This window comes from Rhizobium sp. BIGb0125, assembly GCF_024810055.1.
Lineage (GTDB): Bacteria > Pseudomonadota > Alphaproteobacteria > Rhizobiales > Rhizobiaceae > Agrobacterium.
Window position 1 is genome coordinate 485,019 of sequence record NZ_JANUDV010000001.1, and the last position, 14,191, is coordinate 499,209.

A 14,191-nucleotide genomic window follows, 5' to 3' on the forward strand; every position below is an offset into this window, starting at 1 on the left:
ATGGGGTGAATGCGCCCGCAGGCGGGCGCATTGCAGTTTGCGATATCAGAACGGGGAATCCGGGAAGTAGAACTGCTCGGCATTGTCCTTGGTGATCAGGGTTGCGTCGAGAATGTATTCGCCGCTAACCGGAACCTGATCGTAGAAATGCGCGGCGGTCAGCTGCATGGCTGTTGCGACCATTGCAGGTGGGTAAAGCACGTCAACCGGTACGAGCTTGTCGCCATCCATGACGCGCTTGATCATGTCCTTGGAGCCCGCACCTGCGACCACGTATTGAATGTCGGTGCGTTTTGCCTGCTGGATGGCTTCGAGCACACCGACCGCCATGTCGTCATCCTGACACCAGACCACGTCGATCTTCTTGTACTTGGTCAGGTAGTCCTGCATGACGCGGAAGGCATCGTCGCGGTTCCAGTTGCCGTACTGACGGTCGAGAACCTTGACGTTGGAACCGGCAATACCCTTGTCAAAACCGTCCTGACGCTGCTGGTCGATAGGGATTGGCATGCCTCTGATAACCACAACTTCGGCGTCAGGGGTTGTGGCCTTGATGTATTCACCGGCCACCTGGCCAAGTGCAGGGTTGTTACCGGCCACGTAGAGATCGCGGATGGTGTTGTCGTTGACACTTGGTGCACGGTCAACCAGGGCAACAAAGGTTTTCTTGTCCTTGATTTCCTTGATGGCGTTTGTCAGCGGATCCGGGTCGGTTGGCAGAACAACCAGCGCGTCCAGTCCCTGTACGGAAAGGTCTTGCAGGGCGTTGGCCTGGCTGGCTGGGTCAGCGGAGGTCTTTACGATGACGTTGAGACCAGGGTGTTCCTGCATCAGCAGCTTGGCGACACGTTCTGCATGATACACCACACCGGCTGTCCAGCCGTGGTCGGCTGCCGGAATGGAAACGCCGATGGTGACTTTTTTGTCCTGAGCATGCACGGATCCGGCAAATGATGCCGCAAGTGCTGCAAACGCGATGCCTAATATTTTCGTTCGCATGATCTTTCTCCCAAAAGATTGCGGGGCACGTCTCCTCCTCAACCAGGCTCGCCCCAACGGCCCGGCCAATCCTGCTATTTGCGGGTCAAGGATCTCTGGACCAGCATGGCAATGATAATGATGGCCCCCTGAATGGCCCCAATCAGATATTCGCTGACGAAGTTGGACAGCAGCATGATGTTGCCGACGATCTCAAGAATGAAAGCGCCACAAACGGTACCCCATATGCGGCCGACACCTCCACGTAGCGCCGTACCACCCACGACCACGGCGGTAATGGCCTGCAATTCCCACAACATGCCCGTTGTTGCAGAGGTCGAGCCAAGGCGTGGCACGTAAAGAAGTACCGCAACTGCGACGCACAGACCCTGCACGACATAAGCAATGGTGCGAACCCGGTTGACGGAAATACCGGAGTAACGGGCGACGTCTTCACTGGAGCCAACAGCAATGACATGGCGGCCGTAGCGGGTGCGGTAGAGCACGAATGCGGCGATGGCAGCGGTGATGAAAATGACCAGAACGGGAACCGGAACGCCAAACACCGTGCCGAAATAGACCGGGCGGTACATGGCCTGAATTTCCGAATTGCGCAGGGTGATTGCGCCACCTTGCGATAGCCATGTCGTCAAACCGCGATAGATGCCCATCGTGCCAAGTGTTGCGATGAACGGCTCAATGCGCCCAATCGTTGTGATCAGACCATTGGCAAGGCCACACATCGCGCCAATGACCAGCGCCAGCACCATGGCTGTCAGCAACATCCGTGTCGGATCGGCTATCGTGCCGCTATTGATGAACAGGATCATCAGGCTGGCGACAAAAGCCACCATGGATCCGACGGAAAGATCAAGCCCACCAGCCGAAATCACATAGGTTGCGCCAAGTGCGATAATCGCGATGAAGGCGCTGCGGGTGATGACGTTGAGCAGGTTGTCGATGCCGATGAAGTTGGGGTTGGCAATGGTGCCGAGCACCAGCAAAAGCGCCAGCGCGACAAAGGGCGCGACAGCGCGTAAATCCCAGTCTTTCGAGGTTTTGGGTGCCTTGGTTTTTTCGGCAGCGGCGTCTGTCATTCAATCCCCCTTAAGCAACTTTTTCAGAGCTGACGCCTGTTGCCAGCACAACGATTTCATGTTCCGTCATTGCATCGCCTGTCACTTCCCCGGCGATGTGGCCGGAGCGCATGACAACGATGCGGTCGCAGATGCCGATCAACTCCGGCATTTCCGATGAAACGACGATCACCGATTTTCCCTGTTCGGCCAGCCCGACGATGAAGCGGTAGATCTGTTCCTTTGTGCCGATGTCGATGCCGCGTGTCGGCTCATCGATGATGACGATGGATGGATTGAGCATCATCATTTTTGCCAGCAACAGTTTTTGCTGATTGCCGCCGGAAAGCTGACCTGCCAGCAAATCCTTGCGGCCCGTGCGGATATCGAAGTCGCGGATAGCGTCGTCCAATGCCTGCCGTTCCTTGCGCGCATCAATCTGCAGGCCGCTGACGAAATGTCTGAGTGAGGCGAGGGTAAGGTTGATGCGCAGATCCTTGCCGAGCAGCAAGCCTTTGCCCTTGCGATCTTCACTCAGGTAAACAATGCCTGCTTTCAGGCTTTCCTGTGCGTCACGAAAGCGTGCCTGGTTGCCATTGTGCCGGATAGTGCCGCTTGCAGGTCGCAGACCAACAACCCCCTCCATCAGTTCTGTGCGGCCCGCGCCGACCAGCCCGGCAAAGCCAAGAATTTCACCCTTTTGCAGTTTGAAACTGGCGTCGGTGACGTAGCCTGATACGGTGAAGTTATCGACTTCCAGCACCGGTTCCCGTGCGGCCGCTGCTTTGCGGTCCGGGTAGAGCTTGGAAACATCACGCCCCACCATCAGCCGAGCCATATCTGCCGGGTTAAGTGATGCGGCGTCATGGGTGCCAATCAGGCGACCGTCACGCAGGACGGTGACGCGATCGGCAATCTCCTTCACTTCCGGCAGACGGTGCGAAATATAGAGAACGGCGACACCCTTGGCCTTGATGTCACGGATGACAGCCAGCAGTGCATCGGTTTCGACAGGGGAGAGCGATGCGGTTGGCTCATCGAAAATGACCAGACGGTGCGGCACCAGCAGAACCCGGGCGATCTGCACCAACTGCCTCTGGGCAATCGACAGGCGGCCAACGATGGCATCCGGATCGATGACTGCGCCAAGATCACGGATCGCCTTGGCGGCACCTTCGCGCATGGCGGCATCATCAACGACAGGGCCACGCGTCAACTCGCGGCCAAGGTAGATATTCTGTGCAACGGTCAAATCCGGTGCCAGCAGGATTTCCTGATGGACCAGCACGACGCCGTGGCTTTCCGCATCCACGGGGCCGGCGAATGTAACCGGTTTCTTGTCAATGCGCAGTTCGCCGTTTGTGGGACGTTCATTTCCGGCGAATAACTTCATTAATGTCGATTTGCCAGCGCCATTCTCGCCAATGATGGCGTGAACCTCCCCGGCATAAACCTGAAGATTGATGTCGTGCAAAACCTGTACGGGGCCGAAAGACTTGTTGAGTGAGGCGGCTTCGAGAATCAAAGACGCGGTATCTTTGCCCTGCGCCGTCATAGGGCGCGTCCCGCAGGCTGCATGTCTGCTAAGGCCGCCAGCAAAAAGCTGTGCGTCCACCGGTTTTCTGGCTGCACGTGAACTCCTCCCAAAGCTCCGGCTCGGTGGCATTTTTCATGCTCACCATGACCTTATGTAAGGCTAGCCTTCATTGTGAGGTACGTAAAGCAAATTCGTTCGAATAACGCTTTTCGTGAACATCAAAAGAGCGAAGTCCTGTCAAACTTCGCTCTTTGAGTGTTTTAGTAATCCGCGCCGGAGGCCGCAGCTCTGGCGCTGCGGGCGTTGGCAAGACCCAATACAGCATCGCGGTTGCCGGTCGCTGCAACGCTTTCGAAAATCTGGATCGCGTCGGCATACCGTTTCATGTTGAGGTAGGAATACCCTCTGATGACCATAAGGTCGGTGCGTTCCGTTGCAAAACGCGACCGTTGATCCAGCATGATCAGCGTTTCCGGGTAACGGCCGTTGCGATAGGCCGCCAGCGCGCGATCAGTCAGGATTGCGACCTGCAATTCTGTTGCCTTGCCCTTGTCCATGCCACCCTTGGCGGCCGAAACGGCGGCATTGTCGGTCAGACCCATGCGCAGATAAGCGAGGCTTTGGCCGTAAGCGGCATCACTGCGAATATTGGACTGGTCGCTGCGCAGGGCAGATTCAAAGGCTTTAAGTGCCTCGGCGGGCCGGTTGGCCTCCATCAGGCACCAACCCTGTTGCAAGGCAGTTTGCGATGACAGATTTTGCGGACGGCTGTTCAGGTTGCAGCCACGTTGTTGCGGGGATCCACCTCGGTCGGCGGCAACAACACGGGGTTGTCTCGGGACAATTGCCGCGGCTGGTCGCGTGTCAACAGGCGCCTGCGCGACAGGTGCCGTGGAATATGCCTGGGGATAGACGGTGCGTGGCGCGGTATTGACCGCCTGAACCTGACCAACCTGGGCAATGCGCTCTGAGCGACCTGCCCATTCTTGTTGAATGCGGCGGGTTTCCGGCAAATTGGCAAGTTCGTGATTGGTCAATGCCAGACCATAGGCAGATGGTTCGTCATCAGCCTTCCAGCCGAGGGCCGTTGTAAACCACTGAATGGCTAGTTGTGGCTGTTGGAAAGCGCGGGCATACCAACCAAATTCCTGGGCGGTTGCCGGGTCTTTCGCCTTGACGGTTTCCTGGCCAATGCGTTTCAAAACCTCGGCATCCAAGGGAACAGGCGGTTCGAGCGCCAGAAGGTTGGCGGTTGCTGCCAGATAGGTCTTGTGAGCATCGTCAGATGCATCACGCCACTCATACATGATCTCTTCGGCTTCCTGCGGTTTGTCACGTGCAAGAAGAGCAAGTGCCAGACCCTGAGAGGCTGATGCAGAGTTCTCCTTGTCGTGTGCTTTGCGGAACCATTTTTCTGCGTCGGTGACGTTTTCCCGCATAATGTAGTACCAGCCAAGCAACAGATCATCGCTGGCCAGCCCATCGGTTTCCGCAAGACGTTCCAAGCGACTTACATAGGTCGGAGCGACGGTGAGTTTTGCGTCCGTGCCGCCATTGGCGACAAACTGGCGGGCAAGATCATTCTTGACCGGTTCGAATTCAAGTGTTCCGTCTGCCTTGGTTTTTTCCTGCGCCAGCAGCTCCTCGGTCATGGCGGGCGGCAGCAAAGCGGCGGCCTTCTGCACGGTTGCCAGGCGTTCATTTTCCTGCGTGCAATTGGTCAACACATACATGTAGGCATCGCGGGCGCGATTATCGCGATTGGTTTGAGCGAAGGCTTCGGCAACGCGCCACAACGTATCGACCTCGCTGCATGTCAAAAGGCCGGAGTTGGCAGCCGCCACCTCAATTACCGTCGCATATTGTTTGAGGTTGGATGCATTGACGAGTTTGATGCGGGCCTCTGCCATGTCGAGCGTTTCGAGCAGGTTGGCCGGAGGCTGCCAACCGGCCTCAGCCTGCTGACGATCGACAATGGCCTTGCGAACTTCCGCGTAACGCGACTCGGAATACAGCTTCCACATGTTTTCAAGCTGCGGATCGCCAACCGGCGGTACAGCAAGTGGATTTTCCGGTGGAACCCAGTTGGGATAAAGCGACTTCAGGCGGGCAATTTCGGCGTTCAGACGGGCCGTGTCGCCCTGCGTTGCAAAATAACGCAATGCACTTTCGTCTACCTGCGGCACAGCAGTGGCTACTGGCTGCGGGGCGGTAGTGGTCTGCGGGACACGTGCCTGTGCGGTTTGCTGCGCTGGCAGTTCATTTGACAGCTGTGCCACTTCAATGGGTCTCTGGCTGTTGTCAGGCACGCTGTAGGGCGCAGGTGCTGCAGACGGTGTTGGCTGCAACGCCAGCAGCCCGCTTTGCGCGGGCTTGCCATGTACGCCTGTCACTTGGCCCATGATTTCGCTTCGCCATTCGACGGCGACAAAACCGACTGCGGCCAGAAGAGCGGTGGATACGAGAAGCGGTGTGGTTTTCATAGGCACTCCCGATGTGTCTGCGTCGCTGCGGACAGGGCCAGCAGGTGCAGGGTCGAGGGGTAATAGAGGGTTGGACTGAAGCTGCGCAGATCTTCGGGGATCTTGGTGCCATTGGCTGCACAGGCAGCAATGGCCGCAACGATACGGTAACCGGGGTCGGACAACGTGTCCTTCACCGCATTCTGCCTGAGATCAATCGTTGCAATATTGCCATTGTCTGCACTCATGCCGGTCAGCAGCCGGTTATAAAGGGCGGCAGTACCTGCCTTTGCCTGCGCGAGATAAAGCGGAATACGAACGGCATTGTAACCGAACTCAGGGGCAAAACCTTCGGCCGGTTGTGGCCTACGCTTCATGGACACCCAGTCGGCAGGCAATTTGCGATCACCGAAAGAGAAGCTGTCGAGCAGCGCAACGCCATCATTTGTCAATGCCTGCCACACTGGCGAGGGCGAGAGGGCATCAAACACCGGAAAAGCTTCGAAAATCAGATAGGACGGATTGATAACCGGTCCATCAGCGCGCTCGCTGGATGAGAACCCCTCGACGGCCGGCAGAAGCAATGTGCGCCCCGCGTTTTGGATCACAGCCTTTTGTGCGATCGTATCGATGATGGTGCGTGCGGTCTGCTGGTAGTCCGAGCGGTTCCACTGTTGTGCCGCCAGAGCCAGCGCGTAGGCAATCAGGATATCGCCGTCAGTCGCATTGTTTATGTCGGTAATATGCGGGTTTGCCTGAGGGTCCCATTTCCAGGCGGCCAAACCATCATTGCGTACCAGCAGTTCGGTTTTGGTGAAGGACCAGATCAGTTCAAAATCCGCTGGATTATCAGCCAGCACCGACAACCACATGCCATAACCCTGGCCCTCACTGTGACTGATGTTGCCATTGCCGGTATCAATGATCCGACCGCTGTTGTCCAGAAACGCAGCCTTGTAGGCGCTCCATGCCAGTGCATCGATTGTTGCGGCAAAGGATTTGGCGGGAAGGGCGGCCATCAGGGCAAATCCGGCGATACGCAATGCGCGCAAGATAGAGGGCGTCATTTGCGTCTCCCCATCATGCGCAGCATGGCCGTGGTGATCACACCCAAAAGGCAGAGAAAACCAACAAAGGCCAGCGAATAGGAAAGGACATTGGTGGAAAGCCAGTTGGCAGCAATCAAACGCCAGTTTGATAACGAGAATTCGCGTGTCACATAAAAACGTGGCTGCTGCACCGGAATGCTCTGCACCGTGTCGGTTGCGGCATCATAGGTGGTGACGCGGCCTGCTACCTTGCGCCAGCGGGTTTCCTCGGAAATGGCGGCCATGCCGGTGCGCAAATCACTGGAGTTTGGTGCTGTCGCCATGGTCCACACACCGCCACCGGACGGGCTCAAGCCTTGAGCCAGCATGAATGAGACATTGGCTGGCGGAGAATAGGATTCTTCCGCAGATGGTAGGAAGCGTAGCGTATCCGGACTGATGTCAAAGTTGCGCTTCATCCATTCCTCGAAGGAGGAGATCTGTCCTTGCCATTTGCCGTTGTTAACCTTGCGACGCCAGTCATCAAACATGACTTCGGTATTGTCGCCATTCTGGTTGGCGCCTTGGCCTCCTAGCCAGGAAACCTGGCTTGACGGTGTGATGTTGAATTGTGCAAGCAATGCCTGCTGCATTTGGGAGACGGTGCCAACGAAAATTGCATCTCGGTCGCCAACTGCCGAGGCCGAGGCCACAGTTTCAACCGGAATAGGGTGCCCGGCGGACATGGCGAGGCGGCTGACCAGCGTTGCTGCGGTCGACAGACTTTCGCTATCGGCGCGGTCCAGAGAAATTGCTACCGGGCTATTGTCTGCGCGGTAAGGCTGGCCGACGCCACTGGTAGCAGCGAGATCAGGTTTTTTGCCAAGAAGGGCGAAGTTTGGCATGTAAAATTCGGACGTGTCGAACAACGCAAATCTCGGCGTTTCGCTGGCCGTAGCACCGGGCAGGCAGGCCTTGTCCGCCTCGGTCAACAACACTGCTTCCATAGAAATGGCGTTGGCGCCGGGGACAAAATGACGTAGCGTCAGATTGATAGGTAAATGACGGAATATACCGCCGCCATTGTTTGAGATCGGTACCGTGGACGCAATATTGCCGTTGACGTAGATGTTGATCTGGCTGCCCGGCAGTACTTCATCCGAATAGGCGGCGTCGAGCAGCAAGGTTGCTTCGCCATAGGCATCTGCAAAGAAGTCTGAGGGAACGCCGATCATGAAGTCGGTCTGGAAACGTCGTCCGGAAAACTCGCTGCTTTGAATGCCAAGTTCTGAAAAGGCAATGCGCCGATCACTCATTACCAATGGCGTATCGGGCCCGTGCCATGCCTTGGTGTAAAGCGTGCTTCTGACCGAGCCGGCAGGGCGTTCCATGGCCGTGAACAGCGTGTCGATTGCCGATTGGACTGCCTGTGGTGTCGGCCCGGTGACAAGCAGAGGCGCATAGGCGCGGTTGGCATCCATTTCGAAACCGGAATACGCCGCAGCCAGGGCTTCTGGCGGCAGTTCGCCAGCCAATGGTGCAATTTCGCGTGTGGTGCCCACAACTACGGTCAAGGTGCCGGGAGGCTGTGTCGCCGGCATTTCTGTTGTCACAACAACATTCTGGTTCGGCATCTGGGTGCGCAATGCAAGTGCCTGTGACAGGCGCAGCAACTGGTCGGAAAATGCCGGGTTGGACAGTGTCGGCGCCACGATGATGATTGTGGTTACGCCGGAAGCATCGAGGCCCGTTGCGCTGATGTCATCGATACTTTGTATGCGATTGGCGACATCGGCTCCGAAGTTGATGTAGGTCTCAGCGGGGTTGATGTCTGTCCACAGATCATAGGTCGATTGTGCGGTGCAGTCAGTGCGGTGCCGCTGCTGTGCCGCGAAGGCGATGACATTGGCTCCCGCCTGCAAGGTGCCGGGAGGAATTGGCATCAAGGCGCTGCCTTCCCCATCCGGCGAAGAAATTGGGCTGGGTGGCAGCATGGTGTTGTTGATGCGGACGCTCAGGTTAGAGCTTTCAGGCGCCACCACGATCGAGTTCTGGTAACCGATCCGCAGGGATGTCGCCGTCTGTGCCTGTTCCGGCGTCAGATAGATTGTCCATTGCTTGCGTTCGGTCTCGCCGGAAAGGCTAAGACTTTTAAACGGCAACAGAAAACGTTTGCGGTCATCAACAGCTGCCGCAGCTGTAGGCCTTGCCGGTGCCTGCGGCGTTGCCTGATTGCTGGCCGGTTGTTGTACCGGAGTTGGCGCGGCGGGTGCGGGCTGCTGATATGTGGGCTGCGGTGCAACCGGTGGCCGGACAGGCGGTGTTGATACCTGTGGTGTTGCAGGTGGAGCGACAGGTGGCACAGCCGGAGTAGGAGCGCGTGGCGGAGTAACCGCTGGTGGTGCGGCAGCTGGCGGGTTGGTTGGACGCTCGCCGGTCATGTCAAACGGGTTTGACTGCGCATAGGCAAATGTCGAAACGGATGCCAGCAGAAGTGCGGAAACAAGACGTTGTTTCATTGTTTGCCACCCTTCGCACCGGCTGCTGGTGCTTGTGGTTCACCCCGCATGCCGCGGAACAGGTAATAGAGCCCGCGGTTGGTCTGATAGAGAGCAATGGTCATGAACGACAAGGTGCCGCGGATCAGGCCTGGATTGGACCGCCTTGCACGCTGGAAAGCCGTCCACTGTTCGGAGTTGGCGAAAATCAGATCAGCGATCAGGCGGTGGTCCTGTGCCTGCTGAGGCGCAAAGGTGGCACCTATCGATGTGTAACCGTCGTTTTTGGTGGTGCGCACAACATTGATGGTCATGGTCGTTGGCACGCCATCGGCATAGGGCTTGATACGGATGATAGCCGTTGAGTTCTTTTCGACCGTTGGCGGGTTGCGATCAAAGATGTTGATCAGCAGACCATGAACCGAAACGTTGTCGATGATAGCCGGGTGCCATACATCGCTGTCGCCAATTTGCAGGTCACACCGACGTTTGACTGTGATGCGACGCGAAGCCGAACGTTCACCACGCTCGGAGACAACGCCAAGTGCGCAGCCGGCAAAAATGAGGTTGAGCAGGTTCCAGCCACCCACCACCAGCGTAACGTCGGCCTTATAGGGCTCGGCATAGATACGATAGATCGCAAAGGCCATGGCCACCAGCAGTACGCCAAAGATGACGAAGAACGGTCGACTAATTTCCGACAGGCGGCTTTGCTTGATGGACTCGTCCTTGGCCGTCACCTTGAAGGTAGGTTTGCTCGGATTGAAGATCACCGAAACCACGGCTGGCAGCAGATGGACGGTCTGCACATATTCATAGAGTTCGGAAATCCACGGCCATCTGAAATTGCCGTAGAGATAGTTCTGCATCATCAGGTTCACCAGCATGTAGGCTGCGGTGTAGGCAAGGAACTCGCCACCCGATGCGACAAAGATCTGCAGGTCGAAAAACAGGTAAAACAGCGGCGCGAACAGGAAGATCGTGCGCGGGAATGGGAACAGCCAGAACAGCGTTGACGACATATAGCACAGGCGCTGGGTGAGGCTGAGGCCGCGGCGGAACAGTGGTTGACGGAAGATCAGGATCTGCATCATGCCCTGTGCCCAGCGGCTGCGCTGGCCAATGAAGCTGGCAAAGGTAGCTGGCTGCAGGCCGGCAATCAGCGGCTTGTCGACATAGATACTGTTCCAGCCGCGCGAATGCAGGGCAAGTGCGGTTTCGCAGTCTTCGGTAATGCTGACGCCGCTGAAGCCATCGGTATCGGCAAGGGCGGTGCGGCGAAGGACAGCTGCCGATCCACAGAAGAATGCGCCGTTCCATTTATCCAGACCACGCTGGATAATGCCGTAAAACATCTCGTTTTCACTTGGCATTGTCTCGAACGTATTGAGGTTACGTTCAATCGGGTCCGGATTGATGAAGAAGTGTGGTGTCTGCACCAGAAACAGCTTCGGGTCACTTTCGAAGTAACCAACAGTTTCGCGCAGGAAGTCACGGGCAGGCGCGTGGTCGGCGTCGAACACCGTCACCAGTTCGCCGGTCGAATGAGCAAGGCCGTTGTTGAGGTTACCTGCCTTGGCGTGTTCGTTGCGGGCACGGGTCAGGTAACGCACATCGAGATCGGCGCATAATTTCTGCAATTCCTCGTGACGGCGCAAGGCGGCCTGTGCGTCTGGAATATTGTTCGAATTACGCTTCTGTTCGGTGCCGCCATCATCCAGCAGCCACACGGTAAACTTGTCGGCCGGGTAGTCCATATTGCGGGCTGCGGCCAGCGTATTGGCCAGCAACTCGGAATCCTCATTGTAGGTTGGAACGAACACATCTACCGTTGGCAGATAGTCTTCCGAACCGGGTCTCGATGTGCGCGACGGCAATGGCATCGAAACGATGACAAGGCTGAGGCCGAGCATCAGCACGCTGTACATTTCTGCGAGATAAAGCAGGAAGCCTGGAATGAAGTTTTCAAGTTGATTGACCGGAGGCAAGGTGCTGGTGGTGCGCCAGTAGACATAACGCAGCACGATGGCCGTGCCGAAGGCAAGACCAATCAGCCGCCAACGGCCGGTCCCATCGAGCGTCTTGATCGTGCCAAGCAGGACGATGGAGATTGCCGTGGCAATAAGATGCGTTTGAAGGCTCACCGGCAAGGTAATGATGGTCAGTACGCAGACCGATGTCAGCAACCAGACTAGGATGGCAATGGCCTTACTCATCGGCGACCTTCTGTTTCGCATGCTCTTTTGAGCTTTTGTAATTATCGCCCACGCGGGCATTTCTTTACAAAACCTAAACGAAAAAGGTTAACGACATCCTTGCGTGCTGCCATTTGCTGACAGGCATCCTGGAGAAGGAATGACGACCGATTTCTCAGGCTTTACAGCCGTTTCCTGCGTTGTCGCCTGTGGCGATTGAGGCAGCGGTGACGGTATGGCGACATTTACTTTTGGCTGCGTTGCGACGGCCTGAGGTGCGGTAGTTACCACTGTCTGAGGCTGGTATGATATGTTGGCGGGTGCGGACATGCGACGAGGCGTTGGCGGCGGCAATGGCGCTTGCGAGCCCGGCTGCATCGGGAAGGATGTTCCAACGACAGGATAAATCGGGTTGCTGGAACGACCAATGCCGGCATCAGGTGCCTGCGGCGTGCCGTATGGGTTCCATGTCGGATTGGTGTAGTTGCCAGTGATCGTGAAATTATACATCAGTGACAGCAGTTCCTGCACGGTTGCCGATGGCTGGCAAAGGCGTGCACGAACGTTGATTTTGCCAAGGTTACGTAATCCCTGGCGCATGTCCTGCTTGGAGCGAATTTCCTGCCAACCATAAAGGCATAGATCGCTGCCCTGTCCGTTGCCCACGGCATAGGAAAATGCGCCGTAGCTGTTTTGCAGATATTCTTGCGACATCGAAATGCGCTTGCCGGGAAACTCGCGACGGATTTCACGTGCAATCTGGCTAGCCCGTGTCCCTTCAAAGCCAAGACCGTCTGTTACGGTGGTACCCTGCCTTTGCGGTCCGAACAGCTCGATCTTCAGATAATTCTGGCCAGGTGTGGTGCCTTCGGAGCGCAGCAGGACATCCTGCTTCATGGCATTGGAATAATTGTAGTTAATCACGGCCATGATTTCAGGTCCGCCAGGCGGGGGGAAAATCATTGCCTGTTCGGCTGCCACCATTTGCGGTGCGCCAGATGTCTGGATGCCGCCCTTATCCGTGCAGCCTGAGAGGATGCCAAGAAATAGCGGAATCGACCCGAAAACAAGGGTTTTCGAGAGAGTAACTGTCGCCGAATCTTGCGTTCTGGAGAGGCCGCGAGGGACCCGAATCAGTTGTGACCAGACCATGCCTATGGAATAGGGGAGGAGCCTGATTTAGCAATCTGAAAATTAACCCGTGAGCGATGTTTTTCATCTTTTGTTCATACATTTTTTAAGATCTGGCGAATTTTGTTAAGCGATTGTTAACCCTTCCCATTTTCAGCCATTTGAACAACCCCCGAAATTAAGAAGTCTGAAACAATTGGATGTGAATTTCCTCACATCCGCAGCAGGTTTGGCTTGGTCGTTCATTAAGAGCAATCAGCTGAGTGGCATGATGCCGAACTGCTGTGCTCCGGTAGGATATTATCAGTCCGGTATGTCCCCATAACCAGTATTTCGTAAAAACAGGGACAAAAAAATTATGGCTAGCATTCTGACCAACGTTTCCGCGATGTCCGCTCTGCAGACGCTGCGCTCGATCAACAGCAACCTCGAGAAGACCCAGAACAACATTTCTACGGGTCAGCGCGTTTCACAAGCGTCCGACAACGCCGCTTACTGGTCAATCGCAACTACCATGCGTTCTGACAACGGTGCGCTTTCGGCTGTTCAGGACGCTATCGGTCTTGGCGCCGCCAAGGTTGATACCGCCTACTCCGGTATGGAATCCGCAATTGAAGTTGTGAAAGAAATCAAGAAGAAGCTCGTTACGGCCCAGGAAGGTTCCGTAGACAGCAAGAAGGTTCAGGAAGAAATCACGCAGCTGCAGGAACAGCTGAAGTCGATTGCTGAATCTGCTTCCTTCTCTGGCGAAAACATGATCGCTGGTTCGGGCACGCAGTCTGTTATCTCGGGTTTTGTTCGTGACAGCAGCGGCGGCGTTTCCGTGAAGAAGACCGACTATGTCATGAAGTCCACCGGCACCGATGCCAACGTTCTGTTCGGCACCAACACTGCCGGCGCTCTTGTCACGACAGCTGGTATTCTCGGTGCAACCAGCGGTGCGCTCGGGATTTCGGTCAATAACCTCGACGTTACAAACACTTCGACCGGTTATCTCGATCAGGCGTTGACAGCTATTGAAAGCGCGCTGACCAAGATGACAAGTGCTGGCGCTGAACTCGGTTCCGTTTCTACCCGTATCGACATGCAGGAAGACTTCATCGCCAAGCTGAACGCTTCGCTTGAGCGTGGTATCGGCCGTCTGGTTGACGCGGACATGAACGAAGAGTCCACTCGTCTGAAGGCTCTGCAGACGCAGCAGCAGCTGGCCATCCAGTCGCTGTCGATTGCAAACTCGGACTCGCAGAACATCCTGTCGCTGTTCCGTTAATCGGACCACTCACTCT

The 14,191-nt window shown here is 56.3% G+C and carries 9 protein-coding genes; 1 reads left to right on the forward strand and 8 read right to left on the reverse strand.

Annotation, left to right across the window (positions count from 1 at the left end):
* Positions 1–45: 45 nt before the first annotated feature.
* The 8 genes from M2418_RS02225 to bcsN all read right to left on the reverse strand — a co-directional run bounded on the left by M2418_RS02225 (position 46) and on the right by bcsN (position 12,758).
* Positions 46–999: a substrate-binding domain-containing protein gene (locus tag M2418_RS02225; protein WP_250982046.1), complete on the reverse strand. Its 954-nt coding sequence runs from the start codon at positions 997–999 to the stop codon at positions 46–48.
* A 74-nt stretch (positions 1,000–1,073) separates the two neighbouring features.
* Positions 1,074–2,075 carry an ABC transporter permease gene (locus tag M2418_RS02230; protein ID WP_259143504.1) on the reverse strand — a complete coding sequence of 334 codons (1,002 nt, stop codon included), beginning with the start codon at positions 2,073–2,075 and terminating at the stop codon, positions 1,074–1,076.
* A 10-nt stretch (positions 2,076–2,085) separates the two neighbouring features.
* Positions 2,086–3,609, reverse strand: a complete 1,524-nt coding sequence (locus M2418_RS02235; protein WP_259143505.1) for a sugar ABC transporter ATP-binding protein — start codon at positions 3,607–3,609, stop codon at positions 2,086–2,088.
* Positions 3,610–3,851: 242 nt separating this feature from the next.
* Positions 3,852–6,074 (reverse strand): cellulose synthase, encoded by a 2,223-nt coding sequence (locus tag M2418_RS02240; RefSeq protein WP_259143506.1) that lies wholly within the window; start codon positions 6,072–6,074, stop codon positions 3,852–3,854.
* Positions 6,071–7,120 carry a glycosyl hydrolase family 8 gene (locus M2418_RS02245; protein WP_405049363.1) on the reverse strand — a complete coding sequence of 350 codons (1,050 nt, stop codon included), beginning with the start codon at positions 7,118–7,120 and terminating at the stop codon, positions 6,071–6,073. Before M2418_RS02245 ends, M2418_RS02240 begins: the two co-directional genes overlap by 4 nt.
* Positions 7,117–9,600, reverse strand: a complete 2,484-nt coding sequence (locus M2418_RS02250) for a cellulose biosynthesis cyclic di-GMP-binding regulatory protein BcsB (protein ID WP_259143507.1) — start codon at positions 9,598–9,600, stop codon at positions 7,117–7,119. The genes M2418_RS02245 and M2418_RS02250 overlap by 4 nt, the downstream gene beginning before the upstream one ends.
* A complete protein-coding gene (gene bcsA, locus M2418_RS02255) occupies positions 9,597–11,795 on the reverse strand; it encodes a UDP-forming cellulose synthase catalytic subunit (RefSeq protein ID WP_250982042.1) in 2,199 nt (732 codons plus the stop codon). The genes M2418_RS02250 and bcsA overlap by 4 nt, the downstream gene beginning before the upstream one ends.
* Positions 11,796–11,882: 87 nt before the next feature.
* Complete coding sequence (bcsN, locus tag M2418_RS02260; protein ID WP_259143508.1) at positions 11,883–12,758, reverse strand: cellulose biosynthesis protein BcsN; 876 nt, start codon at positions 12,756–12,758, stop codon at positions 11,883–11,885.
* A gap of 505 nt (positions 12,759–13,263) precedes the next feature.
* Here bcsN and M2418_RS02265 point away from each other — a divergent pair.
* Positions 13,264–14,175 (forward strand): flagellin, encoded by a 912-nt coding sequence (locus tag M2418_RS02265; protein ID WP_192488304.1) that lies wholly within the window; start codon positions 13,264–13,266, stop codon positions 14,173–14,175.
* The last annotated feature ends 16 nt before the right edge of the window (positions 14,176–14,191 follow it).